Source organism: Thiobacillus denitrificans (genome assembly GCF_001530125.1).
GTDB classification, from domain to species: Bacteria; Pseudomonadota; Gammaproteobacteria; order Burkholderiales; family Thiobacillaceae; genus Thiobacillus; species Thiobacillus denitrificans_C.
Genome location: NZ_LDUG01000025.1, coordinates 109,805 through 135,877, shown reverse-complemented (window position 1 = coordinate 135,877; position 26,073 = coordinate 109,805). Strand labels below are relative to the sequence as shown.

Sequence of the window (26,073 nt, the reverse complement as noted above, 5' to 3'; positions counted from 1 at the left end):
GACGAACGGTATCAGATTGCCATCCTTGCCAAAGCGGGACATGACAAAAGCGAGATTGCCCGATTGATGGAGCGCCATAAATCGACCATCAGCCGGGAGATGACGCGCAACCGGGGAGCGCGCGGCTATCGTCCCAAACAAGCCCATGCGCGCTCACAGTCTCGCATCCGTGCTGCTGAGAACAGCCCGAGAAGTTGGTGCAGGATGTGCGTTATTGGTATGGCCTGTTTTCGCATCGACGCGGCGATCAAGTGTGGAAGGGGATGCTGCAAATTCCGCTGCAATCGGACGACGACGCGGCACGCGAAATATTGGCTAACATGGATGCAGGAGGCTGACGATGCTGCCACAACTTGAACGGCAATTTTTACAGGCGGACCTAGCGCAGGTGCAGGCGCTGCTCGCGCAATGCTCGCCCGAGGACGACGCGATCGAGCATTTTCAATATGCCCAAAGGGTGCAGCGACTGCAAGCTGATCTGGCGGATCGCATTGCGAGCGCGCCTGCGGGAGCGGCGTTATTTTTTGGCGGTCGCCCGGTGTTTGGCTCGCAAGGAATCAAGGCCACCTTCAGTAGCCAGGCGATTGAGCAATTCCAAAAAATTGTCAGCCAGCGCTTTGCCGCGCACGAACAGGGGCCCTTGGCATCGAAAGGCCGGGTGCCGTTCAGTGGCGATACCCAACCGCTGGTGACCGATGTGGTGCGGGGTTCGTTCGGCTTCGTGCTGCAAGTGCCGGAATCGGAAATCGACGCGCATGACGACACTGCACTCAAGGCTGTGGTGGACGAGGTTGCAGCGACGCTTTCCGGGATGTGCGCTTCCGACGAGGCGCAGTTCAACCGGGCGGCGGCGGGGCTGGATGACCGGCAAATCGGTGCGCTTCAAGCTTTCTTCAAACTACTGGACAGCGAAGGCGCAAGCCTGCGACTGGTGGAAGGCGAGCGGGATTTCGAACTTGATCAGGCGGCTGTATCCAGAGCGCGCGAGCGTGTAGAGGGCTTGGCTGTCGTTGAGCGTACCCGCCAAATTGACGGCCAGATCATCGGCTGGCTGGGCTATTCCGGGCAGTTTGAATTGGCTCCGCATGATGGCGGCGAGGTCATTCGGGGCACGATCAACCGGGAAACGCTGGAGCGCATGGAACGCGAGGGAACCAACGCCTACAAGGCGCACGTCAAAGCAACGCTCAAAGAACGCGAGCTTACGGTTCGTAACCGTTCTCCTAAGTTGACCTATACGTTGACTGGCTTCGATACCACTGACGCCCCATCTCACTGGCTGTCTCAGCCGGTTCAGCAAATTCTGTAGCGCCCAATATCGACGATGGCGAGGGCGTGAAGATGATGTTCGCGGAAATGGCCGCCGCCCAGCTTTACCCGCCGCAATACCGTCAGAATACCGATACCGCTGTAGAAAGCGTGACCGTCACGCTGTTGAACCTGGAACGTCCCAGCGCTTGGGACGAGGTGAGCGCCTGGATTGACCGGCACGGCTCCATCGCCAACGGCGACCTGTGCCGTATTGCCAGGGTGGACACACTTAAAGCCTCGAAGATGCTTTAAGTCTGGCGTGATCAAGGTTTGCTTGTGCCCTGCCGGATCGGGCCAAACGCAATATGGCCTACATGAAGGCGGCACAGCAGGATTTATTATCCGAAGGGCTGGATAACAAACCCGAGTCTGTTTGATATCCCATACAAATCAATAAGATGCTGCCTTCGTTATTATCTTCGTGGCATCTGGAGGAGGGGGCGCCTGCCCGTATTCTGACGTTACGCTTTGAACGATGGGCACAAAGCAACCGTTGGCCTGGCTCCTGCGAGGCAGCGTTTACTCGTGTTGGCAAGGCGTGTTCATTTTCCCTGCGCTGGGATAATAACGCCGGAGAAATCAAAAAAACGTGCTGTGCCAAAGGTTTAGGCTAGATGTCATTATCCGGGCAGACGATTTGGACTGTCGAGCGCGCGCAACGCCGCTGGAGCGGGCTGGGCGCGCAGCATCTGCTCGACCCGCCCCTGACCGCATTTTTCGCCTCCCGCCAGTGTCCGGGCGCGGCCATCCTGATAGCGATGGATTGGGCACTTGATCAGGCCAAAGCCCGCCGCGTGGTGATCGGCGGTTTTCACTCGCCGCTGGAGCAATCCGTTCTGCTTCTGTTGTTGCAGGCGAAAAGCCCGGTGGTGGCAGTGCTGGCGCGACCTGTGGCGGGTGCCAGCCTCAAGCCCGACTGGAAAACGGCGATTGCCGAAGGACGGATGGCGGTGGTGAGCCCATTCGCCACCAGCCAGCGGCTCACCCGAACATTAGCCGCACAGCGCAACGAAAGCCTTGCACACTTGTCCGATACCTTGGTCGTCGCCCACGCCCAGCCGGGTGGCGATCTGGCGCAGTTGCTGGCAAGCCGGCAACATGCGGGGCAGCTTGTGGATTACCTTGCGCCGACAATTTGAAACCTGACACCAGGAGCCCGCATTCATGATTTTCAAGCAGTTGTTCGAACCCGTTTCCAGCACCTACACCTATCTCCTCGGCTGCGAGGCCACCGGCCAGGCGCTCTTGATCGACCCGGTGCTGCCGACCTGGGCGCGCGATCTCGCCGCGGTCAACACACTCGGCCTCAAGCTCGCGTTCACGATCGAGACCCACATCCACGCCGACCACATCACGTCGGCGAAAAAGCTGAAGGAAATCGCCGGCAGCAGGATCGCCGGCCCCGCGCTCGACCAGCTGCCGTGCACCGACGTCGGCATCGTCGACGGCGTGCCGTTCAAAATGGGCTCGATCGAACTGGTACCGATCCACACCCCCGGCCATACCGACAACCACTTCGCCTATGCCCACGCGGGCCGGCTCTACACCGGTGACGCGCTCCTGATCGAGGCCTGCGGCCGCACCGATTTCCAGAGCGGCGACCCGGCCGCGCTCTACCACTCGGTGCGCGGCAAGCTGTTCGCCTACGACGACGACACCCTGGTCTATCCGGCGCACGACTACGAGCAGCGCCGCATCAGCACCATCGGCCAGGAAAAGGCACGCAATCCCAGATTGGGCGGCGAGCGCACGCTGGAGGATTTCGTCGCGCTGATGAACGGCCTCAATCTTGCCTATCCCAAGTTCATCGACTACGCCGTGCCCGGTAACCGCGAATGCGGCGCCTGTCCGGCCGGCGTGCCGGAACACCTGCAGCAGTATTGCGCGCAGATTGCCCAGAGCCGTCAAGGCTGATTGGGTATGACGCCGCCAAGGCTGAGGGGGTATGGCGCCGGCAGGGCGGGGTGAATTGGGTATGGCGCCGTCACGGGTGATTGCGTGCAGCGCCAGCAAGCTGATTGAACTTGCCCGCCCCGGCCACATCGAACCCGTCACCCGTTACGGGCAGTGCTGCCGTGCCGGCCCGTGCCATACTGCACGTACGCCATGCGTAAAAACACAGCCGGGCGATTGTGCTGATTCATTCCCTACCGGGCACCTTGAATACGGCCGGCGCGCATCTCCCCCACAAATATTTTCAGGAAGAATTCCATGCAAATACAGTTCAATACAGATGAAAGCGTAGACGGCCGCGAAGCCCTCGGCCGCCATGCCGAAGAGGTGGTACAGCGTGTGCTCGGCCGCTTCAGCGACGAGGTCACCCGGGTGGAAATCCACCTCAGCGACGTCAACGGTCAGAAGGTTGGCGAAAACGACAAGCGCTGCCTGATGGAAGCACGCGTGGCCGGCCGCCAGCCAGTCGCGGTTACCGATCAGGCCAATACGCTGCACCAGGCCATCGACGGCGCCGCCCAGAAACTGAAGCGCTCGCTCGACAGCACGCTCGGCAAACTGGGGGAGCACAAGCGCACTCCGCCGATCCCGAGCAGCGACGACGAGTCATAAATCGAATCGGCCTGGCGAACACACCGTCCGTTCCGGGCCTCGGGCCGAGCCAGGCCTGGCCTGACCCGCTACGCTTGGGTTGTGTCCCGCAGTAAAAAGGAGAATGACATGAGCACAAAAGATGAATTTGTTCGCACGATGCACGCCAAGCTCGATCAATGGAATGCCGAGATTGATGCACTGTCGGCAAAGGCCAACCAGGCTGCCGACCAGGCTGAAGTGGAAGCCCACGCCGAATACCACAAGCAGCTCGAGGCCCTGCGCAGCAAGCGCGATCACGCCCGCAGCAAGCTGAACGAGGTCGAATCCGCAAGCGAGGGCGCCTGGCATGACCTCAAGGCCGGCGTCGAACTGGCGTGGGAGTCGGTCAGCGAAGCAGTGCGTTCCGCCACCGCCCGATTCAAATAATCAGGTCGCTTCACGCCGGACACATTCTTGCCGCAACACAGGGAGCAAAACATGTCAAACGAGGGTTATCACGAACCGATCGAAGAACTCAGCGCGGAGACCCGCGACATGCACCGGGCGATCGTCTCGCTGATGGAAGAACTCGAAGCGGTGGACTGGTACAACCAGCGGGTGGACGCCTGCAAGGATCCGGAGTTGCGCGCGATCCTCAAGCACAATCGCGACGAGGAGAAAGAGCATGCCGCTATGGTGATGGAGTGGATCCGCCGGCATGACCCGCGGTTCGACAAGGAGTTGCGGGACTACCTGTTCACCGACAAGAAAATCGCCCACGACTGATTCGGGGCAGGGTACGGAACTGACGTCCGCACCCGCCGGCTACTTCAGGGAGCGGGCTTCCTCGTCCAGATAAATGCGGTAGGCGTTGCCGCGGTTGCTGCCGTCGAAGGCGGGCAGCTTTTCGTAGCGTGACCAGTCGGTGTTGCGGTAGGCCTCGTCGAAGGGAACGAAGTCCCTGACCGCCCGGCCCATCGCCTCGCGCACGTACAGGATGTAATCACGGGTTGCCTCCACCACCTGCCCGGCGTCCTCCGACATCGTGCCATGGCCGGGGATGATGTAGCGCACCTCGTCTTTCAGGCCGGCGATGTAATCCAGGCCCGCCAGCCACCGCTCGATATCGGTTTCGGGGCTGTCGAGAAAGGGAACGCGGCCGCCGTACAGCACGTCGCCACCGAACAGCACCCCGTAGTTCTTGACCAGCATGATGGAATCGCCGGGGGCATGGGCCGGCCCGAGATGCCTGATTTCGAACTGGACGCCGCCCAACTCAAAGCGCATTTCCTGGTCGAAAACCTGGTCCGGGGCCACGATGAAGGTCTTCTCGTCCACCCAGGGGAACAGCGCCTGGCGGCGCTGCTCGAGCCGCCGCGCGGCATCCTCGCCCTGGCTGTCCGCCGTGCCCCCCGCGTAGCCGAGAGTGCCGCGCTGGGCCAGCACGGTCGGCGCGCCACCATGCTCCTTGAAGGCCTGCAGGCCGTAGATGTGGTCGGCATGGTAGTGGCTGACCACGATGCACTTGACGGGCTTGTCCGTCACCTCGCGGATGCGCTGCAGCATGCGGTAGCCCAGCGCCGGCGTGCCGAGGGTGTCAAACACCACCACCCCCGCCTCCGTCACAACGAAGCCGGCATTCGAGGTGTGGCCCTCGTTCACCGAATCGGGAACGCCTGACAGCCCTTCGATGTAATAAACGGGGGCACCCGGCACCTGATGCAGGGCGAAGGGCAGGCTGACGGCAGCGTAAGGCGTCTCCACCGGCGTCGCAGCCGACGCCGCCATGCCGAACAGCAACGCGCAGGCCAGCACCAGCCAGCGTGAATCAGCGCATGGTGACAAACCGTCCTTCCGTTGCAGTTTGATAAGCACGGACTGGATTGCGATTTTCATGGCGTGTCCTCCTGGTTTTTTAAGCGGCGATTTCATGTCTGACACGCGACGGCGTGAGAGCACGAGTTTACCCGCTCCAGGAAAACCTCGCCCTGGGCCTTAACCCGCCCGCAAATCCTGTGGCTGATTGAAATTGGCAAAACAGGCCGCCTCGAAGCACTCTGTCGTTGAAGGCAATCCCGCCTGCCAGTGACGCACCGCACGCGCGCCGCGCGCCAGATACCCGGCCAGATTGTCGCGCTGGTCGGTGCGCACGATGAAGCAGCTGTGGTGCACGCGCGCCGCGTCCGCCGCCACAGCCAACGGCACATTGGCGCGCTGCGCCGCCGCCAGCAAACGCGCCACCAGGTCGGCTGGCAGATGCGGGGTGTCGCAGGGGGCGACCTGCAGCCAGTCCGCCGCCACCGCCTGCATCGCCGCCAGCACGCCCGCCAGCGGGCCGGGAAAGTCGGGCAGGGTGTCGGGCAGCACGCGGTGGCCGTACGCCGCGTACGTATCGAAATTGCGGTTGGCGCTGATCACGAGTTCGTCGATCTGCGGGGCGAGGGCGGCAAGCGCCCATTCGATCAGCGGACGCCCCTGATACTCGATCAGCCCCTTGTCGGCGCCGCCCATGCGGCGGCCCTGGCCGCCCGCCAGGATGACGGCGGCGACGCGCACCGACTCTAATTTACTGCCGCGGCCGGGCATAGAGGTGGAAACGGTCCGAGCGGTCGCCGGGACGCGCGCCTTCCCACTGCTTGACCCAGCCGGGCGGGATGCGCGGCGCATCTTCGCGGCGGCGGGTTTCCACCAGCAGCCAGCTGCAGCCGGGGTCAGCGGGCGCAAACTGGCGGCCGCTGTGATAGGTCAGCAGCAGGCGCTGCTGGCTGCGCACCCGATAAGTCTGGAGGCAGTCGGCGGGCGGCACCCGCGCCGCCAGTTCCTCGCCAACACTGGTATAACTCAGACGGCGGTCGAGCGGCGCCTGAAACAGCGCCATCAGCAGAGCCCAGATGAAAGTCATGCTCGCCGTCCACACCAGGATGGGACGCAGCGGCGAGCGGCCGACACGAGCCAGGAACACGATCCAGGCGAGGGTGACAGCGAGGCCGAGCGCCAATGCCCACGGACGCAATTCGCCGACGCCGGTCATGCCCAGCTTGGTCAGCCGCGCCGCCAATCGCGCCGGACTGCCAAGATCATGCGCACTCCAGTAGACCCAGAACACCAGCCCGATAAAACCGAACAGCATCAGCGCAAACCACAGCAGGGCGCTGGCCGCGCCGCGCCGCAGGCTGAACAGGCCAGGAGCGCCCAGCAAGGCCAGCGGCAGCAACAGAATGAGGCCTTGCTCCTCGCCGGGGTGGGCAGCCAGCGCGTACAAGCCGAGCAGGCCGACCAGCGCGCCGAGCGGCAGCACCATGCCGGGCGTACGCCACTGGCGCCGGCTGCGATACAGCCCCCAGGCCGCCAGCGGCCACGCCGGCCAGGCGTACCAAGCCAGAATGCCGGGGTAGTAAGTTGGGCGAAGGCCATCGCCACCCAGCCAGCGCTGCAGGTTGAGCGCGCGCACAAACGGGATCGCCTGCGTGGCGAGATAAGCCAGCCATGCCGCGCTTGCGGCAAGCGCGAGGCCCACCCCCAACAGCAGCGCGCGCCGCGCCGCCGCAGAACGATAATCTTCAAGCAACAACGGCAACAATCCCGCCAGCACCAGGATCAACGCTGCTTCCGCCGCGCCGCCGGCAAGCAGCATGAGCGTTGCCCCAATACCCAGCACCCAGCCGCTGCGGGCGTTCTGCGGCAAGCGGGCCAGGCCATACAGCATGATCGCGGCAGCGGCGAACTGCGCGATATAGGCATTGAGCTCGTGGCCACGCACCAGCAAGCCCACACAGCCCAGCAGCGTCAACGCCGCCGCCCAGCCGGCTTCTGCGCCATACAGCGCGCGCGCGGTGCGTGCAACAAAAAACAGCGCCAGCGCGATGAACACACCCGAGGCCAGCCGCGCACCATCGTGCAAGGCCAGGATGGGCGAAGTGAGCCAGGCGGTCGCGGTCGCTACCCAGTAATACAGGGGCGGCGTGGCAGACACGGCCTGCGGCGCAACGTCGCCTTGCAGCAGCCGCCACAACTGGACGAAGTGCTCACCGTCGCCGCCCTTCCATGGCGCGTGCCCCACCAGACCCGGCAACAGCCAGGCCGCGCAGAGCAGCAGCAGTCCGAGCTGCGGAAGGGTCGCTGCGCAGCAGCGGGGCACCCACCGGCGTACTCCTTGCGGGTGCTGCGAAAGGGAGGGCAGGCGCTTACTGAACAATTTTGAGGCGCTGGCCCGGTTTGGGCTCACCACTCGGGTAAAGGGCGTTCAGCAAGCGCAGCTGGCTTTCGGCATCGGCCCCCAGCGGCGACTGCCGCGCCAGATTTGCCATCGTCATGCCGGGCTGCGCCGTGACCAGTTTCAACACGTAAGGCCGTGCAGCCTGCCGTTCGGCCGGGGTGATCGCACGGAAGCTGTTGATCGCAGCGCGCAGGGTGCTGCGTTCGCGCTCGTAGGCCGGCTTGTCCTTGGCCATGCCCGCAATCAGGTACTGGGTGCCGTTGAACACCACGGCCGCCACCACCACCGGCTTGCCCTGCTGCGCGCCGGCTGCGAATGCCGCTGGATAGCCGCTGAGCTTGCCGCTATCGTAGCGCGCGCCGGCATCCAGCTGGATCCCCTTTTGCAGGGTATCCAGCGGCTTGTTGTTTTTCGGTCCCTGCTGCAGTTCGACCAGCGCATCGCCCTGGGGGCTCATCGCCATCACCCGGTCAGGGCGGTTCTGCACCCGCCAGCTCGACGGGAACTGGATCGCCAGGCCGAGTTTTTCGTGCAGCAGCATGTTGTTGCGGATCAGGCCCTGGTCGGGGCTGTCGCCAAAGACCACGCCCGCCATCTTCTGCAGGTAGTCGCTGCGGCCCTCGCGGGGATTGGCGACGGTGAATTGGTTCGCCGCGCCCACCACCTGTTTGAGGCGCGCGTCGTTGCTGGGGTGGGTATCGAACGTGCCGTGATACGTGCGCGGCTGGCGACCGTCGCGCCTGGCCTGTTCGGCGGCGAACAACTCCTGGTTTTTCAGCGCGCCGATGACGTCGATCATCGCCTGCGGGGGGTAGCCGCTCTTCGCCAGATATTCGGCGCCGAGGCGGTCGGACTCCAGTTCATGCTCGCGGCCGTAGCCCGCGGTCCAGGCCTGCGCCAGCGTTTGCAGCAGCGACGCGCCCGCCTGATTGCCCATCCCCGGAACCAGAATCGATCCCAGCACCGCGCCCAGCCCCACCGCGGTGGACGCGCTTTGCTGACGCACGCCGTGGCGCGCGGTGACGTGGCCGATTTCGTGGCCGACCACACCCGCCAGTTCGGCCTCGGAATTCAGGTACGCCATGAGGCCGCGCGTGATGTAGACATAGCCGCCGGGCAAGGCAAAGGCGTTCACATCCGGGCTGTCGACCACGGTGAAATGCCATGGCAGGCTCGGCCGGTGGCTTTGCTGCGCCAGCCGCTGGCCGACTTCGTTCACGTAGGCCTGCAGCGCCGGGTTGGCCAGCGCCGCGTATTCCTTCAGCACCGCCTGGTGCGCCTGCGCGCCCATCTGGATTTCCTGCTGCGCCGACATCAGCACGAAGTCCTTGTCGCCGGTGACCGGATTCTGCGCGCAGTGGGTCAGCGCCAGCGAACCGAAGGCAATGATGGCAATACGACGAAAAGCGCGGAGGGTCACGTCAGTCTCTTCCTCGAGAAGGCGGCGCACGAAATGATACCGTTGCCGCGCCGCAAAAATACAAAAAGCGGCCATAGCCGCTTTTTACATGCATCGCGCAAACCGGCTTACTTCATGCCGCGGTTGATTTAATGCCGTAGCGCTGACGGAATTTCTCGACGCGCCCGGCGGTGTCGACGATCTTTTGCTTGCCGGTATAGAACGGATGGCAGGCAGAGCAGACTTCCACATGCAGGGCGTCCTTGCCCAGCGTGGAACGGGTTTTGAAGGTGTTGCTGCAGGAGCAGGTCACGGTCACTTCGTTGTAATCGGGGTGAATGCCGGCTTTCATGGCAATTCCTTAAATAAGTTGAATTCGGAGAACGCGGGAGTATAGCGGAGACACGCGCTCCGATCAACCCCGCCGCATCGAGTCGAAGAACTCGCTGTTGTTTTTCGTCGCACGGATCTTGTCGAGCAAAAACTCCATCGCCTCCATGTCGTCCATCGGGTACAGCAGCTTGCGCAGCACCCACACCTTCTGCAGGATGTCGGGCGGCAGCAGCAGTTCTTCGCGGCGGGTGCCGGAACGGTTGACGTTGATCGCGGGGTACTGGCGCTTCTCGGCCATCTTGCGGTCGAGGTGGATTTCGAGGTTGCCGGTGCCCTTGAATTCCTCATAGATCACGTCGTCCATGCGGCTGCCGGTATCGACCAGCGCGGTGGCGATGATGGTGAGGCTGCCGCCTTCCTCGATGTTGCGCGCGGCGCCGAAGAAGCGCTTCGGCTTCTGCAGCGCGTTGGCGTCGACGCCGCCGGTGAGCACCTTGCCGGAGGCGGGCTGCACGGCGTTGTAGGCGCGCGCCAGACGGGTGATCGAATCGAGCAGGATCACCACGTCCTTCTTGTGCTCGACCAGGCGCTTGGCCCGATCGATCACCATTTCCGCCACCTGCACGTGGCGGCTGGCAGGTTCGTCGAAGGTGGAGGCGATGACTTCGCCGCGCACGGTGCGGCTCATTTCGGTCACTTCTTCCGGGCGCTCGTCGATCAGCAGCACGAACAGCACGACATCAGGATGGTTGGAGGTGATGGCGTGGGCGATGTGCTGCAGCATCACCGTCTTGCCGGTTTTGGGCGGCGCCACCAAGAGGCCGCGCTGGCCTTTGCCGATCGGGGCGACGATGTCGATCACGCGGCTGGTGATGTTTTCCTCGGCCTTGACGTCGCGTTCCAGCTTGAGCGGCTCGTCGGGATGCAGCGGCGTGAGGTTCTCGAACAGGATCTTGTTCTTGCTGGCCTCGGGCGGCTCGTCGTTGATCTTGTCGAGTTTGGTCATCGCCGAATAGCGCTCGCCGTCCTTGGGGGTGCGGATCTCGCCTTCGATCTTGTCGCCAGTGTGCAGGTTGAAACGGCGGATCTGCGACGGCGACACGTAGATGTCGTCGGTGTTGGCCAGGTACGAGGCTTCCGGCGAACGCAAGAAACCGAAGCCATCCGGCAGCACTTCCAGCACGCCGTCTCCGTAGATGCTCTCGCCGCGCTTGGCCACCGCTTTCAGGATGGCGAAGATCAGTTCCTGCTTGCGGAAGCGGTTGGCGTTGTCGATGCCGTTGGTGGCGGCAAGTTCAAGAAGTTCGGTGATCGGTTTTTGCTTGAGTTCGGAAAGGTACATGGACGGGGCCTGAGTAGGCTCGCTTGAAAGAGCCGGGAGGTGGGGGAGGGGGTGAAGCCGGATGGCGCTGCGCCAAGACCGCCTGCAGGGCGAGTGTCTGGCGGCGTACTCCCTGCGGGTGCTGCGCGCAGGCGGCGCAGGGATGCGCCATCCGGTAAGGCTTTGTTTAGATGTTGCTGTCGACGAAAGCGGTGAGTTGCGACTTGGACAAGGCGCCGACCTTGGTGGCCTCGACGTTGCCGTTCTTGAAAATCATCAGAGTGGGGATGCCACGGATGCCGAACTTCGGCGGGGTGGCCTGGTTTTCATCGATGTTGAGCTTGCACACCTTGAGCTTGCCGGCGTATTCCTTGGCGACTTCGTCGAGGATCGGCGAAATCATCTTGCAGGGGCCGCACCAGTCCGCCCAGTAATCCACCAGCACCGGCACACCGGCCTGCAGGACTTCCTGTTCGAACGAATCGTCGGATATGTAATGAACATGTTCGCTCATTGGTGAGGCTCCTATTTGAATATGCGGTTGGCCGGACACGGCCTGGATGGTTTGGGAAGGCGGTAATACTGGAAAATTTGGTTTTGTGCCGATATGCTACATCAAAATTGCCGCCTGCAAGCATCCGGGCATTTCTCAAATCATCTGGGTAAATACGAATGACCTACGTTGTAGCTGACGCCTGCATAAAGTGCAAATATACCGATTGTGTCGATGTCTGTCCGGTGGACTGCTTCCACGAGGGGCCCAACTTCCTCGTCATCGACCCCGAGGAGTGCATCGACTGCACCCTGTGCGTGGCCGAATGCCCGGTCGAGGCCATCTTTGCCGAAGACGACGTACCGGACGACCAGCGCGCCTACATCGCGCTCAACGCCGAGCTCGCCAAGCAGTGGAAGGTCATCATCGAGAGCAAGGATGCGCTGCCCGACGCCGACGAATGGGCCGGCGTCAAGGACAAGCTGAAATATCTGGAGCGCTGAGCCGCTTGGAAATCTCTGGCGGCGGTGCGCTGCCGCATGCCGTCGCTCGCCACCTGCTCGATCAACACGCCGACCGCCTGCCCGACCTGTCCGGGCTGACCGTGCTCGTCCCCAACCATCGTGCCGGGCAGGATTTTGCCCGCGCGCTGGCGCAGCAGGCCCGGCGCGCGGTGCTGCGGCAAGACCGCCCGCAGGGCGAGCGTCTGGCGGCGTACCCCTTGCGGGTGCTGATTTCGCCACGCATCACCCCGCTGAAAGCCTGGGCCGACAGCATGGCCGACGGCCACGCCGAGCCGCAGGCACGGCGGCTGGCGCGCCTGCACGGCGTGCTGCGGCACGTCGACTGGCTGGGCGCGGTCGACCGCTGGGTGCTCGCCGGCGAACTGCTGCAGTTGGCCGACGAGTTGTCGGCCGCGCGGCTGGGCGGCGAAATCGGCTCGCGCATTCGCGCGCTGCACGCCGGCAGCCTCGACCATGAAACGGCCCTGATCGAGGCCGTGTGGCTGGCGCTCAACAACGATGGCCACGACCCGCAGGCGCGCTATGCGCGCGCGCTGGATGTGTTGCTTGCGCTTATCCAGGCCACCCCGCAGCCCATCTATGGCTACGCGCTGGGCACGCTGACCGCCGTCGAGCAGCAGTTTCTCACCCGCTGCGCCGAGGCCGCCCCGCTCACGCTGTTCGAGCCGGACACCGAAAACGCCGTTGCCCTGACCCTGCATCAGGCCTGGCAGCTGACCGATCCGCCGCTGCGCGACCGCGCTGCCGCCCTCGCCCGGCGCATCCCCACCTCGCCGCTGCAGGCCCGTATCACGCTCGCGCCCGCGCCGCATCTGGAAGCCGAAGCGCGCGCCGTCGCCACCTGGGTGGCCGAACAACTGCACGCCGGCAGGCGCGAGCTCGCCCTGATCGCGCTCGACCGCGAAACCGCGCGCCGGGTGCGCGCGCTGCTCGAACGCATGGACGTGCTGGTGGCCGACGAAACCGGCTGGACGCTTTCGACCACAGCCGCCGCCGCGGTCATCGACCGCTGGCTGGAATGCGTGGCGAGCGATTTCCCGCACGTCGAACTGCTCGACCTCCTGAAGTCGCCGTTCGTGCTGGGCGAGCTCGCCGCGCGCCAGGACCAGGTGCTCGCTTTCGAGCTGGCGCTGCGCCGGCACGGGGTTTCGCAGGGCATGGCCGATCTGCAGCGGCTGGCGCAGCGCGAATTCGCCGCGCTGCCGCCCTGGCTGGCCGCGCTGTTCGACGCCCGCCAGGGGTTTGAACAGCGCCGCGCGCCGCTCGTGGTCTGGCTCGCACGCCTCGCCGACAGCCTCGCCCGGCTCGACACAGCGCTTGACGCCGACGCCGCCGGCGCCAGCGTGCTCGACACGCTCGACACCCTGCGCCGCGACCTGGCAGACGACACTGAAAAATACGGCTTCGGCGAATGGCGGCGCTGGCTCAATCTGGCGCTGGAGTCGGCCAGCTTCATCGACGCCAGCGTCGCCAGCCCCATCGTGCTGACCTCGCTGCCCGCCGCGCGCGGGCGCCTGTTCGACGCCGTCGCGGTGATCGGCGCCGATGCCCGTCACCTGCCCGCGCGCGCCGCGCCCGGCCTGTTTTCCCAGGCCACCCGCGCGCAGCTCGGCCTGCCTACTGCCACCGAAGACGCCGAGGCCGCCACTGCCGACCTGATGCAGTTGCTGATCCAGGGGCCTGCACTCTTGAGCTGGCAGGCGTGGAACAACGACGAGCCCAACCCCGCCTCGCCGCTGGTGCTGCGGCTGCAGGCCCTGCACCAGGCCGCGTGGGGTACCGCCCTGCCCGAACAAGCCAGCGGCACGCCGCCCACATTGGCCAGCCCGCTGCCCGGCGCCAGTACGCAACCCGCGCCGACCGTGTCCGCCGCGCAACTCCCGCGCCGCTATTCGCCCACTGCCTACCAGACCCTGCTCGACTGCCCCTACCGGTTTTTCGTCAAAAGCGTGCTTGGCATCCAGGAGCTGGATGAAGCCGACGACGCGCTCGACAAGAGCGATTACGGCAACGCCCTGCACCGCATCCTCAAAAGCTTTCACGACAGCACCCCGCCGCCCGAGCGGGAAACTGCGCTAACCCGTTTGGGTGAACTGTCCAATGCCGAGTTCGCCGCGCTGCCCGCCTACACCGCCACCGCCTGGCGCACCCGCTGGGAAAAAATCCAGCCCGCCTACATCGACGCCTGGCTGGACTGGGTCGCCCAGGGCTGGCGCTATCAATCCGGCGAAGCCGCGTACGAAATGCCGTTCAGCGTCCCCGGTCTCGGCGACATCACCCTGCATGGCCGGGTCGATCGCGTTGACGGTCGCATAGATCAGGACGGCGGCGAGGCCCGCACCGTCATCGACTACAAAACCGGCGCCGCGATCAGCCTCAGGAAAAAACTCAAGGATCCCGCCGAAGCCATCCAGTTGCCGTTTTACGCCTGGCTGAGCGAAGCCGCCGCCGCCTACCTGCCGATCAACGAAACTCCCGTCGCGCTGCTTGAACTGGATGGCGAAACCGACGTCGACGCCATCAGCCGCCGCCTGCCGGAACTGCTCGGGGCTATCGCCGCCGGTGCGGCGCTCCGGGCGAATGGCGTCGATGCCGTCTGCCAGTACTGCGAAGCGCGCGGGCTGTGCCGCAAGGGGATGTGGAGCGAACCAGATGAAGGTCTGCTGGACTCGATACCGATTGACGAAGATACCGACGAATGGGTGTGGGACGACGACCCTCATGCTTGAAAAATACAAAAACAGGGCGTATTGTCCGCAAAAATACCCAGAGGAAAGCCCGTGTCCGCCCCGATCCCCATTACCACTGTGCTCACCACAGGCGGCGACGATGCCGTTCTGGCCTATCTGAAAGCCGCCCGCGAACACCATTCACAGACCAAAATCGCTCGGCACCTGAAGGTAGATGCCCGCACAATCCGGCGTTGGGAAGCCCGCCAGTCCGTGCCACCCGCCTACGTTGTCCACGCCCTGCAACAACTTCTGCCGCTCGATCCGCCGTTTGAGGGTGAGGCCGCGTTCAGCTTCATCGACCTGTTTGCCGGGATCGGCGGCATCCGTCGCGCATTCGAAACCATTGGAGGGCGCTGCGTCTTCACCAGCGAATGGGACAGCTACGCTCAGAAAACCTACACTGAGAATTTTCGCGACGGTCACGCCATCAACGGCGACATCACACAGGTTCAGGCCGCCAGCATTCCCGACCACGACGTTCTGCTGGCAGGTTTCCCATGCCAGCCATTTTCCATCGCCGGCGTGTCAAAAAAGAACGCATTAGGCAAAGCCCATGGCTTTGCCTGCGAAACGCAGGGCACGCTGTTTTTCGATGTCGCCCGAGTCATTGCGGAAAAGCGCCCGCGCGCCTTCCTGCTGGAAAACGTCAAAAACCTGACCTCGCATGACAAAGGCCGTACCTTCGCCGTCATCAAACGCACCCTCAGCGAAGAACTCGGTTACCACATCCACACCCGCGTTATCGACGGCGCACACTTCGTCCCACAACACCGCGAGCGCATTCTCATCGTCGGCTTTCGTGAACCCGCCGCGTTCGACTTTGACGCATTGCCCATGCCGCCCAAGGGACAGCACACGCTGAAAGAAATTTTGCACCGCACCGACGGCACCGAGCCGCGCCTGCCTTGGGATGAAGACCGCTTCTTCGACCACGCTCAAAACAAGGTGCAGGATAAATACACCCTCACCGACAATCTCTGGCGCTACCTGCAAAACTACGCCGAAAAACATCGCCTGAAAGGCAACGGCTTCGGCTTCGGCCTCGTCACCCCCGACAGCGTGACCCGTACCCTGTCCGCCCGCTATTACAAGGATGGCTCGGAGATTCTGGTCTATCAGGGCGAAAGCAAAAACCCGCGCCGCTTAACACCAAGGGAGTGCGCACGGTTGATGGGCTTCCCGGATACGTTCACGATTCCGGTGTCGGATACGCGGGCTTATCAGTTGCTCGCGGATGCGGCGGTTGTTCCGATGATCGAATCTGTCGCTAAACTCATGGCTCCATTGGTCAAAGCTGAGGCGAAGGCCGCTGCGGCTGTAATTGCCGCACTGCCGAAAAACATCATGAGTTCAAGTCGCTGGACGAAAGAACAGGTAAAGCTGGCTTTTCATTTGTATTGCCAGATTCCATTTGGAAAGATTGACGGAAGAAACAAGGAAATCATTGCGTTGGCCAAAATCATTGGCCGCACTGCCGATGCAGTGGCAATGAAAATGCTCAACATTGCCAGCCTTGACCCCGCCATTACTAGCACAGGACGTAGCGGCTTGGGCAATGCATCCTTACTGGATCGAGATGTCTGGGAAGAGTTTCACGCGGATTGGGAAGGTCTAGCATTGGAATGCTCGATTTTAATGAAGCAACTCCGTGAAGGTCTCGACGAACCCACCAAGATGCCTGATGCGGATGAGGCTTTTGACCTAACTGATTTCACCGGAGAAACTCGACAGGTTTTAACTGAACAGCGAATCAAACAAAACTTCTTTCGCCGAACCATCCTAGCCAGCTATCGTGGCCGGTGCTGTATGTCAGGGCTTACGGAGTCACGGCTATTGATTGCCAGTCACATCGTGCCGTGGAGCAAGGACAAGGCCAATCGTTTGAACCCAAGCAATGGGTTATGTCTATCGGCACTACACGACAAAGCTTTCGACAGCGGGTTAATCACCTTGGACGAGAATTTTTGCATCGCCGTATCGGATGAACTCAAGCGCAAGAAAGAGCCGTTCATGCACGCCACTTTACTGGCGATAGAGGGAAAACCCATTGATCTGCCCGAACGATTTTCCCCTGCCCTCGGATTCTTAGAACGACACCGGACAGAGATATTCGTTGACGCAAAGACACGGCGCTAATGACCAGTAAGCGCCACTTCACTGTTTTTGAGTATCAATACAGAGACGCCGCAAATTTCAAGGCGTGGGGAAGCATTTTATTGACTGGGGCTTTTCCACAGACAGTAGTGAAAAAATTGGTGCGATGTCTTGTGGATGAGTGCTCCTTTGTGGCTGAACAAGTTGGGGTTCCCGCGCTATATGAAGAGCTTTACGTATATTCAGACGGTCCCACAGATGATGACCATGCCTACCATGAGTTTTTATTGGTGCGCCCTGCGACACGTGAAGAAATTAGCAATTTGACCCCATGGGGAGACGTGACAAAATTGGTGGGCGCTTTTCTAGAAGCAAAGAACAAATGGGATATAACACTATCCCCCCATAGTGATCCGTACTGGTGGGACTAAAGCAACAGACATTATTTCCCATGCAGCCCCTCCCACTCGACACCCCCGCCGCTCTTTCCCCCGCTCGCTCAGCGGTCGTGGAAGCCTGCGCCGGCAGCGGCAAGACCTGGTTGTTGGTATCGCGCATGATCCGGCTGTTGCTGGCCGGGGCGGCGCCGTCGGAGTTGCTGGCGATCACGTTCACGCGCAAGGCGGCGCAGGAGATGACCGACCGCCTGCATGAATGGCTGCGGGTGCTGGCGCTGGCGGACGACGCGACGGTGCGCGCGTTTTTGCGCGAGCGCGCGGTGCCGGATGCCGAGATCGATGCGCTGTTGCCGCGCGCGCGCGGGTTGCTGGAAACGGTGCTGACGGCGCAGCCGGGGCCGACGGTAACGACCTTCCACGGCTGGTTTCTCGATCTGCTGAAACGGGCGCCGCTGGAAGCGGGGCTGCCGTGGGGTGCGCCGCTGCTGGAACGCGAAAAACAATTGCAGCACGAGGTGCGCGACCGGCTGTTGGCCTTATGGGCTGCGGAAGGGTCGCTGCGCAGCAGCGGGGTACCCGCCGGCGTACCCCCTGCGGGTGCTGCAAAACCTGAATCAGCCGAAGGCGCGGCTTTGCTGGCACTCCTCACCGAGCTTGGCGAACACAGTTTGCACGCGCTGCTGACGCATTTTGTGCAGGCGCGGGCGGAATGGTGGGCGTACACCGATGGCCAGCCCGATCCGGTGGCGTTTGCGCTGGCGCAACTGCGGCCCGGCCTGGTCGAAGACCTCGTCAGCGATCCGGTGGCGGCGTTCTGGGCCGACGAAACGATGACGGCGCGGGTAAAGCGGGTGGGCTTTACGCTGGAAAAAGGCGGCAAGAGTGAGCGGGATCGCGCGCCCGAAATCCAGCGCAGCCTAAGCCTGCCGCCCGACGAGGCGCATATCTCACTAATGAGATACCTGATGACAGCGGGCAAGCGGCGCAAGAAGCAGGCGACCAAGGAACTGGAAAAGACGCTCGGCGCCGAACTTGATCCCTACCTGCGCGATCTCGACACGCTGGAAACCGCGCTCGAAACCATCGCCGCAATCCAGACCGACCAGCGCATCTGGGCGCTTAACCGCCACGGCCTGCTGCTCGGCCACGCGCTGATCGCGGCTTATCAGGACGCCAAGGCGCAGCAGGGGGTGATCGATTTTGCCGACGCCGAATGGCAGGCCTGCCGCCTGCTCGCCAGCGAAGAACACGCGCCGGCGCTGGCGCTGAAGCTGGACGCGCGTTATCGGCATCTTTTACTCGACGAATTCCAGGACACCAACCCGTTGCAGTGGCAGGCGCTGTCGACCTGGCTGCTTGAGGCGCGCGGCGCCGACAGCGCGATGACGGTGTTTATGGTAGGCGACCCCAAGCAGGCGATCTACCGCTTCCGCCGCGGCGAAGCGCGAGTTTTCAGCGCGGCAGCGGATTTTTTGCACACGCATTTTGACGCGCCGCGTTTCAGCACCGACATGACACGGCGGCTGGCGCCGGCGCTGGTCAAGGCGATCAACCCGGTGTTCGCCGGCGTTGCGGGCTTTGCCGAACACACGCACGCGCCGGAAAACGACAAGCGCCCAGGCGCGCTGCGCTGCCTGCCGGTGCAGGTGGAAAAAACAGGAGCCATGGCAGCCGGCGGCCTGCGCAACCCGCTCACCACGCCGCAGCCGGAAGCCGACGACCGCGCCGTGCACGAGGAAGCGCGACAGTTTGCCCGGGTATTGCGCGACGAGGTACTGGGGCACTGGGGGGTGATGGACGACGGCAGCAAAATGCCGCGCGCAGCGCGCCCCGGCGACGTTATGGCGCTGGTGCGGAAACGCACCCACCTGCACCTCTACGAGCGCGAACTGGAAGCCGCGCGCATCCCCTTCATCACCTCGCGTCGCGGCGGCCTGCTGCATGCGCTGGAGGCGCAGGACGTGATTGCGCTGATCGAAACCCTGCTGCTGCCGCACGCCGACCTGAAGCTGGCGCACGTGCTGAAGTGCCCGGTCTTCGGCTGCAGCGACGCCGACCTGCTGCAGGTGTTCGCACCCGACCCCTCCGACGCCACGCGCGGCTGGGAGCGGCTGGTTGCGCTGGCCGGGCAGCCGGACCAAGCGCCGACGCTGGTGCGCGCCGCGCGCCTGCTCACCCGCTGGCGCGCCCACTGCGGCACCCTGCCGGTGCATGACCTGCTCGACCGCATTTACTTCGAGGGCGACCTCGAGGCGCGCTACGCCGCTGCCGTACCCGAGGCGATGCGGCCGCAGGTGGCGGCCAACCTGCGCGCCTTCATGCAACTGGCGCTGACGCAGGACGCAGGACGCTACCCCACGCTGGCCGGTTTCGTCCGTGAGCTGGCCAGCCTGATCAACGATGCCGACGCCGCGCCCGGCGAGGGGCTGGCGGCCGACGGCGAAAACGCGGTGCGCCTGTTGACGATCCACGGCGCCAAGGGGCTGGAAGCGCCGATCGTCTGGCTGCTCGGCGGCAGCGACCACACGCGCGGCGACAGCTACGCGGTGCTGGCGCCGTGGCCGCCCGAAGCCCCCCGGCCCGTGCACTTTTCGCTGTTCGGCAAGCAGGAAGATCAGGGGACGGCTCGGGAAAGCTGGTTCACGGAAGAGGCCGAGCTGGCGCAGCGCGAATCTGACAACCTCTTGTATGTGGCACTGACCCGCGCCGCGCAGGGGCTGATCGTGAGCGGCGACGCCAGCAAGAACGCCTGGCTGGCGCGCGTCGATGCGGCCTGGCAAAACCTGGGCCTGCCGGCCGACCTGCCGCCCGCAGCTGCCGAGGCAGCCGGCATGACAGCCGTGCCGATCCGGATCGACGCCCCGGCGGTGGGGCAGCGAGTCGCCCCACCGGCCGCGAATCCGGCGGCGGCGAGCGGCGAGCTGTTCCATGCGTGCCTGGAAACCCATGCGCCGCCCGGGGCACCGCGCGATCTGCCGGGCCTGGCGGCACGCCTGGGACTGGAGGCCGAACTGGAATCCATCGAGGCCGCGGCCCACGCGCTGCTGGCGCAACCGCATCTATCGCGTTTTTTCGACCCGGCGCAGTATCAATGCGCCCACAACGAATGGGCGCTGCTGGATGCCGACGGCTGCCTGCAGCGGCTCGACCGCGTGGTGGAATTCGACGATGCGGTATGGCTGATCGACTATAAAACCGGCGGCGACAGCCGTCCCCTCCCCGACGCGCAGCTGGTCGAGCGCCATCAGCCACAGCTGGCGGGATACCAGACGCTGCTTGCAGAGCTGTATCCCGGCAAGCCGGTGCACGCCGCGCTGCTGCTGGTCGACGGCCGACTGATTCCGATGGAAGCCCAAAAATGATCGATAAACCCTTTTCCGAATCCTGCGTGCAAAATCGCGCACCGATCCTGGCCGTGCTGCGCGAGTGGTTTGCCGACCGCCGCCATGTGCTGGAAATCGGCAGCGGCACCGGCCAGCATGCGGTGTATTTCGGCGCCGAACTGCCGCATCTCGTCTGGCAGACCGCCGACGTGCCGCCGCACCATGCCGGCATCCGGGCCTGGCTCGATGACGCCGCGCTGCCCAACGTGCGGCCGCCGCTGGCGCTCGACGCCAACGACACGGCCTGGCACGGCGGCCGCTACGACGCGGTATTTTCGGCCAACACCCTGCACATCATGAGCTGGCCCGAGGTCGAGCATTTTTTTGCCGGCGTCGACGCGGTGCTCGAGGCGGGCGGCGTGCTGGCGGTGTACGGGCCGTTCAACATCAACGGTGCGTTCACCTCGGAGAGCAATGCCCGTTTCGACGCCTGGCTGAAGGCGCGCGACCCGGCCTCCGGGGTACGCGACTTCGAGGCCGTGGACGCGCTGGCGCGCGTCCACGGCCTGGTGCTGCAGCAGGATATCGCCATGCCCGCCAATAATCGCACGCTGATTTGGCGCCGTATCGACTGAATCCCGCTTTCCCTTGCGGGTGGCTTTGCTATAAACAAGACATTGTGGGGCAAAGGAAAGCTCATGCGCATCGCCGAACTGATCCATCGCTGGAGCCAGGAAGGACAGACACGCACGGACGTACGCGTCTATACCGTCCATTTGCCGCTGCGCGACGCTGCTCGCGTTGAAGCGCTGAACGTGATGTACCCCGGCCGCAGCGCTTCCCAGCTGATGGCCGACCTGGTCCGTGCCGCCCTCGACGAACTGGAGGTGGCCATGCCCTATATCCCCGGCAATCGCGTCATTGCCGAAGACGACTACGGCGATCCCATCTACGAGGATCTCGGTCCCACGCCGCAGTTTTATTCGCTGTCGCACGAGATCCTGCGCAAGCTCGCTGCCGCGCCGGAAGGCAAATAGCTGTCGAATTACTTTACAGTGAGCGCGCGCAGCCGCCCAAGTGTCGGGCATAGCGCCTTGAATTCGCACCCGTTTATTGATCTGGCACAAGGCTTGCGTTGACCCAGGCTCAAACAACCTGAGTGTAGGGAAACGCCATGTACCTCGGCCCGGCTTTTCTTTTTGCGGCCTTTGCCAGCCTGTTTTACATTCCCGGCTTTCTCGACACGCCCTTAGGCATACTCACGCCGCGCCAACTCGTCTCGCAACTGCTGTTTTTTGTTTTCGCGCTGATTTCGCTGGCCTCGCTCGCGCGCTCCATCGAGCTTGATCCGGTGTGGCCGTGGCGACCCGAATTCCGCCGCGTGATGAACTGGTTATTGGGGCGCACGCAATAAGTCCGCGCCCGCTATTTACCGTCAAGCCGGCATAAAATGATGGTTTCCCGTTCTGCGAAACCGCCATGCCCGTCAAGCTCACCGCCCCCGACCCCGCGTCCCTGCTGCCCATTGCCGGCGTGCGCCTGGGCATCACTTCGGCCGGCATCAAGAAACCCGGGCGCCGCGATATCACGCTGATCGAGCTCGCAGCCGGGAGCCGCGTGGCCGGCGTGTTCACGCAAAACCGCTTCTGCGCCGCGCCGGTGACGGTCTGCAAACAGCATCTCGACCAGATGGTTCAGCGTGGCGGCGATATTCGCGCGCTGGTAATCAACACCGGCAACGCCAACGCCGGCACCGGCGAAGAAGGTTTGCGCCGCGCGCGCCAGACCTGCGAGGCGGTGGCGAGGCTGATGGGATGTGCGACCGAGGCCGTGCTACCGTTCTCCACCGGCGTGATACTGGAGCCGTTGCCGGTCGACAAAATCCTGCCTGTATTACCTGCAGCGCAGGCCGATCTCGCGCCCGATCACTGGTCGGACGCCGCGCACGCGATCATGACCACCGACATCGTCGCCAAGGGCGCCAGCCGCCAGGCGCAGGTGGGCGGCAGGACGGTGACGGTGACCGGCATCGCCAAAGGCTCCGGCATGATCCACCCCAACATGGCGACCATGCTGGGCTATGTGGCGACCGACGCGGCGATTGCGCCCGGCCTGATGCAGCAGCTGGTGAAGGACGTGGCCGACGTCTCGTTCAACTGCGTCACCGTCGACGGCGACACCTCCACCAATGACAGCTTCATCCTCGTCGCCACCGGCCAGGCCGGCAATAATGAAATCGACGACGACGCCAGCGCAGACTACGCCGCGCTGAAAGCCGCATTGAGCGAGGTGGCCATCGAGCTGGCGCAGGCGATGGCGCGCGACGGCGAGGGCGCGACCAAGTTCATCACCGTGGCGGTCGAAGGCGGCCGCGACCACGCCGAGTGCAAGCAGATCGCCTACGCCATCGCGCGTTCGCCGCTGGTCAAGACCGCATTTTTCGCCAGCGACCCCAACCTCGGCCGCATCCTCGCGGCGATCGGCTATGCGGGGGTGATGGACCTCGACGTCGACACCCTGCAGGTGTACCTGGGCGACGTGCTGGTGGCGGAAAAGGGCGGCCGCGCGGCGAGCTACAGCGAGGCGCAGGGTGCAGCGGTGATGCATGAAGCCGAGATCACCGTGCGCGTGGTGCTCAACCGCGGCCCAGTCAACGCCACGGTGTGGACCTGCGATTTCTCCTACGACTACGTCAAGATCAACGCCGAATACCGCACCTGAGCTACTGGCCCGGTGGCAGGTTTTTCGGCGTGAAGTCGAAATACGGCGTCGCCACCTTCTCGCCCGGCGGCACGTAGGCCAGCCAGGTTTTCTCGTCGATTTGCTGAAACAGCAGGCGCAGGTTGGCGGCGTAGGTCGTGCCCCACGGCCCCTGCCAGCCGATCGCGTCGCCGGTCAGCCACTCGGCTTCGGGCACCTGGCCGTCATTCTGCATGTGGCCCGCGGTATGGCAGTCATTGCAGCCGGCAATCTGGATCAGGTAGCGGCCGTGGCGGATATCCGTTCCGGCGAGCAGTGCGCCCACGAATTTCATGATTGCGTTCATATGCCCTCCTTGGTTTGTCGCCAGATGCCCCATGCGCCTGAATGACAAAAGAATAGGCAAATTTCGGGGCGCGTTGCCAAGCCCTGCCTGGCAGAAACCTGAATTTCTCTCAAGCCAGCGGCTAGAATCCGCACATGACCGATCTCGACTCCCTCCTGCCCCGCATCGAGCGCCTGCTTGACCGCCTCGAAGCGCCGCCCCCCGCCGTGCCGGACTGGAAGGCCGTGCGCGCGGCGCGCTGGTCGGCGCAGGCAGGCGGGCTGAAACCCATCCTGCATCCGCAGCGGGTGGCCTTGCGCGACCTGCTCGCCATCGACGAGCAAAAGCTGCGGGTGGACGCCAACACGCGCCAGTTCGTCGCCGGTCGCCCCGCCAACAACGTGCTGCTCACCGGCGCACGCGGCTGCGGCAAATCCTCGCTGGTGAAGGCGGTGCACGCGAAATACGCTGCGCGCGGGCTGCGCCTGATCGAGGTCGACAAGGCCGGATTGCCAAGTCTGCCGGACCTGTTTGACCTGCTGGCGGACGCCGACTACCGCTTCATCGTCTTCATCGACGACCTCAGCTTCGCCGAGCACGAAGCCGGCTACGCCAGCCTGAAAGCCGCGCTCGACGGCTCGCTGGCGGGGCCGGGCGACAACGTGCTGATCTACGCCACCAGCAACCGCCGCCACCTGATGCCGGAATACATGGCGGAAAACCTGGAGACGAAATACCTCGGCGGCGAGGTGCAACCGGGCGAGGCGGCCGAGGAAAAGGTCTCACTGTCCGACCGCTTCGGGCTGTGGGTGTCGTTCCATGGCATGGACCAGGACACCTATCTCGCCATCGCCCGGCACTGGGCCACGGCGCTGGACGCCCCCGCCGACGAGACCTTCGAGCGCGCCGCGCTGCAATGGTCGATGGGGCGCGGCGCGCGCAACGGCCGGGTAGCATGGCAGTTCGCGCGTGACTGGGCGGGCAAAAAATGAATCCGACACCCATCACCGAAGTCGCCGTCGCGGTGCTCACCCAACCCGATGGCCGCGTGCTGCTGGCACAGCGCCCGCCGGGCAAGGTCTACGCCGGCTACTGGGAATTTCCCGGCGGCAAGGTGGAGCCGGGCGAGGCGCTGGAAGCCGCGCTGGCGCGCGAACTGCACGAAGAGCTGGGCATCGTCGTCAGCCGCGTCTGCCGCTGGATCACGCGGGTATTCGAATACCCGCACGCCACGGTGCGGCTGAATTTCTTCCGCGTGTTCGAATGGCAGGGCGAGCCGCACCCGCATGAGGGCCAGGTGTTTTCCTGGCAGCTGCCCGACGCAGTGGAAGTGGCGCCGCTGCTGCCGGCCAATTTCCCCATTCTGAAGGCGCTGTCGCTGCCGCCGCTGCTGGGGATTTCGCACGCCGAGTCGCTCGGCGTGGACAGCTTCCTGGCGCGGCTGGATATAGCCCTGCACAACGGTCTGCGGCTGATCCAGCTGCGCGACAAGACGCTACCCGACGAGGCGCGCCTGCCGCTCGCACGCGAAACCGTGCGCCGCGCCCGCCCGCATGGCGCGCGCGTGCTGGTCAACGGCAGCGTGGAACTGGCGCGCGCGGCCGGTGCCGACGGCGTGCACCTGGACTCGGCCGCCGCCGCGCGGCTGACCCGCCGCCCTGATTGCGCCGAGCCCGATTCTTTTCTGGTTGGGGTGTCGTGCCACGACGACGCTGAACTGGCGCATGCCGCCGCCATCGGGGCCGACTTCGCGCTGCTGTCGCCGGTGTTGCCCACACTCACCCATCCAGGTGCCGCCACCCTGGGCTGGGACCGCTTTGCCGAACTCGCCGCGGCCAGCCCGATTCCGGTCTACGGCCTCGGCGGGCTGGGACGCGACGACGTGGCGCTGGCGCAGTCGCACGGCGCGCACGGGGTGGCGCTGTTGCGCGGGGCGTGGACATGAGGCGAATACTGGTACCGCTGTTGCTGGCGGTCGCGCTGGTGGCGATCGCGGTGGCCGGCTACTGGCTGAAGCGCCCGGCCGACGCGATGGCGGTGAATTGCGCCGACCCGCTGGCCGGCTGCACGTTCAGCCATCGCGGTGCGGCGGCAAGCGTGCGCTTTTCAGTGCGGCCGACGGCGCTGGAGGCGTTCGAACTGAACGTTCTCGCAGCAGGCGCGAACCGCATCAGCGCGAAATTCCAGATGGTCGGCATGGACATGGGCTTCAACCGCTACGACCTGCGGCCGACCGCGGACGGCGCATGGGCCGCGAAGGTGACCCTGCCGGTTTGCGTCAGCGGACGACGTGACTGGATCCTCTATCTCGAACTGGACGGGTCACGCTACGCGATTCCCTTCAGTACGCGGTGAAATGTGCCGTTCATGGAAACGTC

General features: G+C 64.2%; 28 protein-coding genes. 20 read left to right on the top strand and 8 right to left on the bottom strand.

Features of this window, described 5'->3' with window-relative positions:
• From ABW22_RS17850 to ABW22_RS10275, 8 genes are all read left to right on the top strand, one after another.
• On the top strand, positions 1-357 hold a 357-nt coding region (locus ABW22_RS17850; RefSeq protein ID WP_202813936.1), incomplete at its 5' end, for a helix-turn-helix domain-containing protein.
• Positions 341-1,309 carry a hypothetical protein gene (locus ABW22_RS10305; RefSeq protein WP_059755891.1) on the top strand — a complete coding sequence of 323 codons (969 nt, stop codon included), beginning with the start codon at positions 341-343 and terminating at the stop codon, positions 1,307-1,309. The genes ABW22_RS17850 and ABW22_RS10305, both read left to right, overlap by 17 nt.
• Positions 1,310-1,335: 26 nt before the next feature.
• Positions 1,336-1,563 carry a hypothetical protein gene (locus tag ABW22_RS10300; protein WP_059755888.1) on the top strand — a complete coding sequence of 76 codons (228 nt, stop codon included), beginning with the start codon at positions 1,336-1,338 and terminating at the stop codon, positions 1,561-1,563.
• Between the two features lie 362 nt (positions 1,564-1,925).
• Positions 1,926-2,450, top strand: coding sequence for a DNA-processing protein DprA (locus ABW22_RS10295; RefSeq protein ID WP_059755886.1), 525 nt, complete (start codon positions 1,926-1,928; stop codon positions 2,448-2,450).
• 25 nt (positions 2,451-2,475) lie between these two features.
• Positions 2,476-3,225 (top strand): MBL fold metallo-hydrolase, encoded by a 750-nt coding sequence (locus ABW22_RS10290; RefSeq protein WP_059755884.1) that lies wholly within the window; start codon positions 2,476-2,478, stop codon positions 3,223-3,225.
• 297 nt (positions 3,226-3,522) lie between these two features.
• Positions 3,523-3,876 carry an HPF/RaiA family ribosome-associated protein gene (locus tag ABW22_RS10285; protein ID WP_059755881.1) on the top strand — a complete coding sequence of 118 codons (354 nt, stop codon included), beginning with the start codon at positions 3,523-3,525 and terminating at the stop codon, positions 3,874-3,876.
• A 108-nt stretch (positions 3,877-3,984) separates the two neighbouring features.
• Complete coding sequence (locus ABW22_RS10280; RefSeq protein ID WP_059755878.1) at positions 3,985-4,284, top strand: hypothetical protein; 300 nt, start codon at positions 3,985-3,987, stop codon at positions 4,282-4,284.
• Positions 4,285-4,335: 51 nt separating this feature from the next.
• The gene (locus ABW22_RS10275) at positions 4,336-4,623 is read left to right on the top strand and encodes an encapsulin-associated ferritin-like protein (protein ID WP_059755875.1); all 288 of its coding nucleotides are present in this window, start codon (positions 4,336-4,338) and stop codon (positions 4,621-4,623) included.
• A gap of 39 nt (positions 4,624-4,662) precedes the next feature.
• Here the strand turns inward: ABW22_RS10275 and ABW22_RS10270 are convergent, their stop codons facing one another.
• From ABW22_RS10270 to trxA, 7 genes are all read right to left on the bottom strand, one after another.
• Entirely contained in the window at positions 4,663-5,733 is a 1,071-nt protein-coding gene (locus tag ABW22_RS10270; RefSeq protein WP_082708699.1) for an MBL fold metallo-hydrolase, read from the bottom strand.
• Positions 5,734-5,832: 99 nt separating this feature from the next.
• Positions 5,833-6,423 (bottom strand): molybdenum cofactor guanylyltransferase MobA, encoded by a 591-nt coding sequence (gene mobA, locus ABW22_RS10265; protein ID WP_082708697.1) that lies wholly within the window; start codon positions 6,421-6,423, stop codon positions 5,833-5,835.
• Positions 6,404-7,975: an ArnT family glycosyltransferase gene (locus ABW22_RS10260; protein WP_059755873.1), complete on the bottom strand. Its 1,572-nt coding sequence runs from the start codon at positions 7,973-7,975 to the stop codon at positions 6,404-6,406. The genes mobA and ABW22_RS10260 overlap by 20 nt, the downstream gene beginning before the upstream one ends.
• Positions 7,976-8,021: 46 nt before the next feature.
• Positions 8,022-9,473, bottom strand: coding sequence for a M48 family metalloprotease (locus tag ABW22_RS10255; protein ID WP_059756146.1), 1,452 nt, complete (start codon positions 9,471-9,473; stop codon positions 8,022-8,024).
• A gap of 112 nt (positions 9,474-9,585) precedes the next feature.
• Positions 9,586-9,804 (bottom strand): 50S ribosomal protein L31, encoded by a 219-nt coding sequence (gene rpmE, locus ABW22_RS10250; protein ID WP_059755869.1) that lies wholly within the window; start codon positions 9,802-9,804, stop codon positions 9,586-9,588.
• A gap of 63 nt (positions 9,805-9,867) precedes the next feature.
• Entirely contained in the window at positions 9,868-11,127 is a 1,260-nt protein-coding gene (gene rho / locus ABW22_RS10245; protein WP_059755866.1) for a transcription termination factor Rho, read from the bottom strand.
• 166 nt (positions 11,128-11,293) lie between these two features.
• Positions 11,294-11,620 (bottom strand): thioredoxin TrxA, encoded by a 327-nt coding sequence (gene trxA / locus ABW22_RS10240; protein ID WP_011310549.1) that lies wholly within the window; start codon positions 11,618-11,620, stop codon positions 11,294-11,296.
• Between the two features lie 158 nt (positions 11,621-11,778).
• On the opposite strand from trxA, the gene fdxA reads away from it, so the two are divergent.
• The 9 genes from fdxA to argJ all read left to right on the top strand — a co-directional run bounded on the left by fdxA (position 11,779) and on the right by argJ (position 23,391).
• Entirely contained in the window at positions 11,779-12,102 is a 324-nt protein-coding gene (gene fdxA / locus ABW22_RS10235) for a ferredoxin FdxA (RefSeq protein ID WP_059755864.1), read from the top strand.
• A 5-nt stretch (positions 12,103-12,107) separates the two neighbouring features.
• The gene (locus ABW22_RS10230) at positions 12,108-14,852 is read left to right on the top strand and encodes a PD-(D/E)XK nuclease family protein (RefSeq protein WP_237763303.1); all 2,745 of its coding nucleotides are present in this window, start codon (positions 12,108-12,110) and stop codon (positions 14,850-14,852) included.
• Between the two features lie 51 nt (positions 14,853-14,903).
• Entirely contained in the window at positions 14,904-16,991 is a 2,088-nt protein-coding gene (dcm, locus tag ABW22_RS18340) for a DNA (cytosine-5-)-methyltransferase (RefSeq protein WP_157648598.1), read from the top strand.
• Positions 16,991-17,380 carry a hypothetical protein gene (locus ABW22_RS17300; RefSeq protein WP_157648597.1) on the top strand — a complete coding sequence of 130 codons (390 nt, stop codon included), beginning with the start codon at positions 16,991-16,993 and terminating at the stop codon, positions 17,378-17,380. The genes dcm and ABW22_RS17300 overlap by 1 nt, the downstream gene beginning before the upstream one ends.
• Before the next feature lie 20 nt (positions 17,381-17,400).
• Complete coding sequence (locus ABW22_RS10220) at positions 17,401-20,709, top strand: UvrD-helicase domain-containing protein (protein ID WP_059755861.1); 3,309 nt, start codon at positions 17,401-17,403, stop codon at positions 20,707-20,709.
• The gene (locus ABW22_RS10215) at positions 20,706-21,305 is read left to right on the top strand and encodes a DUF938 domain-containing protein (protein WP_059755858.1); all 600 of its coding nucleotides are present in this window, start codon (positions 20,706-20,708) and stop codon (positions 21,303-21,305) included. Before ABW22_RS10220 ends, ABW22_RS10215 begins: the two co-directional genes overlap by 4 nt.
• 63 nt (positions 21,306-21,368) lie before the next feature.
• Positions 21,369-21,707: a hypothetical protein gene (locus tag ABW22_RS10210; RefSeq protein WP_059755854.1), complete on the top strand. Its 339-nt coding sequence runs from the start codon at positions 21,369-21,371 to the stop codon at positions 21,705-21,707.
• Between the two features lie 137 nt (positions 21,708-21,844).
• On the top strand, positions 21,845-22,084 hold the full coding sequence (locus tag ABW22_RS10205; RefSeq protein ID WP_059755850.1) for a hypothetical protein: 240 nt from the start codon (positions 21,845-21,847) through the stop codon (positions 22,082-22,084).
• A gap of 65 nt (positions 22,085-22,149) precedes the next feature.
• Positions 22,150-23,391 carry a bifunctional glutamate N-acetyltransferase/amino-acid acetyltransferase ArgJ gene (gene argJ, locus ABW22_RS10200; protein WP_059755847.1) on the top strand — a complete coding sequence of 414 codons (1,242 nt, stop codon included), beginning with the start codon at positions 22,150-22,152 and terminating at the stop codon, positions 23,389-23,391.
• Between the two features lies 1 nt (position 23,392).
• Here the strand turns inward: argJ and ABW22_RS10195 are convergent, their stop codons facing one another.
• Positions 23,393-23,704, bottom strand: coding sequence for a hypothetical protein (locus ABW22_RS10195; RefSeq protein WP_237763302.1), 312 nt, complete (start codon positions 23,702-23,704; stop codon positions 23,393-23,395).
• A gap of 146 nt (positions 23,705-23,850) precedes the next feature.
• Between ABW22_RS10195 and ABW22_RS10190 the strand changes: the two genes are divergently transcribed.
• Genes ABW22_RS10190 through ABW22_RS10180 form a run of 3 tightly spaced genes read left to right on the top strand, consistent with a single transcriptional unit; the run spans position 23,851 to position 26,050 of the window.
• Positions 23,851-24,687, top strand: coding sequence for an ATP-binding protein (locus ABW22_RS10190; RefSeq protein WP_059755845.1), 837 nt, complete (start codon positions 23,851-23,853; stop codon positions 24,685-24,687).
• Complete coding sequence (locus ABW22_RS10185; RefSeq protein WP_059755842.1) at positions 24,684-25,640, top strand: Nudix family hydrolase; 957 nt, start codon at positions 24,684-24,686, stop codon at positions 25,638-25,640. The genes ABW22_RS10190 and ABW22_RS10185 overlap by 4 nt, the downstream gene beginning before the upstream one ends.
• Complete coding sequence (locus ABW22_RS10180) at positions 25,637-26,050, top strand: hypothetical protein (protein ID WP_059755839.1); 414 nt, start codon at positions 25,637-25,639, stop codon at positions 26,048-26,050. The genes ABW22_RS10185 and ABW22_RS10180 overlap by 4 nt, the downstream gene beginning before the upstream one ends.
• Positions 26,051-26,073 lie beyond the last annotated feature (23 nt).

What these genes read in the sequence shown, in the direction of transcription:
- ABW22_RS10305 (WP_059755891.1), top strand. Translation starts at nt 341, where the DNA reads ATGCTGCCACAACTTGAACGGCAATTTTTACAGGCGGACCTAGCGCAG.
- ABW22_RS10295 (WP_059755886.1), top strand. Translation starts at nt 1,926, where the DNA reads ATGTCATTATCCGGGCAGACGATTTGGACTGTCGAGCGCGCGCAACGC.
- ABW22_RS10290 (WP_059755884.1), top strand. Translation starts at nt 2,476, where the DNA reads ATGATTTTCAAGCAGTTGTTCGAACCCGTTTCCAGCACCTACACCTAT.
- ABW22_RS10285 (WP_059755881.1), top strand. Translation starts at nt 3,523, where the DNA reads ATGCAAATACAGTTCAATACAGATGAAAGCGTAGACGGCCGCGAAGCC.
- ABW22_RS10280 (WP_059755878.1), top strand. Translation starts at nt 3,985, where the DNA reads ATGAGCACAAAAGATGAATTTGTTCGCACGATGCACGCCAAGCTCGAT.
- ABW22_RS10275 (WP_059755875.1), top strand. Translation starts at nt 4,336, where the DNA reads ATGTCAAACGAGGGTTATCACGAACCGATCGAAGAACTCAGCGCGGAG.
- ABW22_RS10270 (WP_082708699.1), bottom strand. Translation starts at nt 5,733, where the DNA reads ATGAAAATCGCAATCCAGTCCGTGCTTATCAAACTGCAACGGAAGGAC.
- mobA (WP_082708697.1), bottom strand. Translation starts at nt 6,423, where the DNA reads ATGCCCGGCCGCGGCAGTAAATTAGAGTCGGTGCGCGTCGCCGCCGTC.
- rpmE (WP_059755869.1), bottom strand. Translation starts at nt 9,804, where the DNA reads ATGAAAGCCGGCATTCACCCCGATTACAACGAAGTGACCGTGACCTGC.
- rho (WP_059755866.1), bottom strand. Translation starts at nt 11,127, where the DNA reads ATGTACCTTTCCGAACTCAAGCAAAAACCGATCACCGAACTTCTTGAA.
- trxA (WP_011310549.1), bottom strand. Translation starts at nt 11,620, where the DNA reads ATGAGCGAACATGTTCATTACATATCCGACGATTCGTTCGAACAGGAA.
- fdxA (WP_059755864.1), top strand. Translation starts at nt 11,779, where the DNA reads ATGACCTACGTTGTAGCTGACGCCTGCATAAAGTGCAAATATACCGAT.
- ABW22_RS17300 (WP_157648597.1), top strand. Translation starts at nt 16,991, where the DNA reads ATGACCAGTAAGCGCCACTTCACTGTTTTTGAGTATCAATACAGAGAC.
- ABW22_RS10220 (WP_059755861.1), top strand. Translation starts at nt 17,401, where the DNA reads ATGCAGCCCCTCCCACTCGACACCCCCGCCGCTCTTTCCCCCGCTCGC.
- ABW22_RS10215 (WP_059755858.1), top strand. Translation starts at nt 20,706, where the DNA reads ATGATCGATAAACCCTTTTCCGAATCCTGCGTGCAAAATCGCGCACCG.
- ABW22_RS10210 (WP_059755854.1), top strand. Translation starts at nt 21,369, where the DNA reads ATGCGCATCGCCGAACTGATCCATCGCTGGAGCCAGGAAGGACAGACA.
- ABW22_RS10205 (WP_059755850.1), top strand. Translation starts at nt 21,845, where the DNA reads ATGTACCTCGGCCCGGCTTTTCTTTTTGCGGCCTTTGCCAGCCTGTTT.
- argJ (WP_059755847.1), top strand. Translation starts at nt 22,150, where the DNA reads ATGCCCGTCAAGCTCACCGCCCCCGACCCCGCGTCCCTGCTGCCCATT.
- ABW22_RS10195 (WP_237763302.1), bottom strand. Translation starts at nt 23,704, where the DNA reads ATGAAATTCGTGGGCGCACTGCTCGCCGGAACGGATATCCGCCACGGC.
- ABW22_RS10190 (WP_059755845.1), top strand. Translation starts at nt 23,851, where the DNA reads ATGACCGATCTCGACTCCCTCCTGCCCCGCATCGAGCGCCTGCTTGAC.
- ABW22_RS10185 (WP_059755842.1), top strand. Translation starts at nt 24,684, where the DNA reads ATGAATCCGACACCCATCACCGAAGTCGCCGTCGCGGTGCTCACCCAA.
- ABW22_RS10180 (WP_059755839.1), top strand. Translation starts at nt 25,637, where the DNA reads ATGAGGCGAATACTGGTACCGCTGTTGCTGGCGGTCGCGCTGGTGGCG.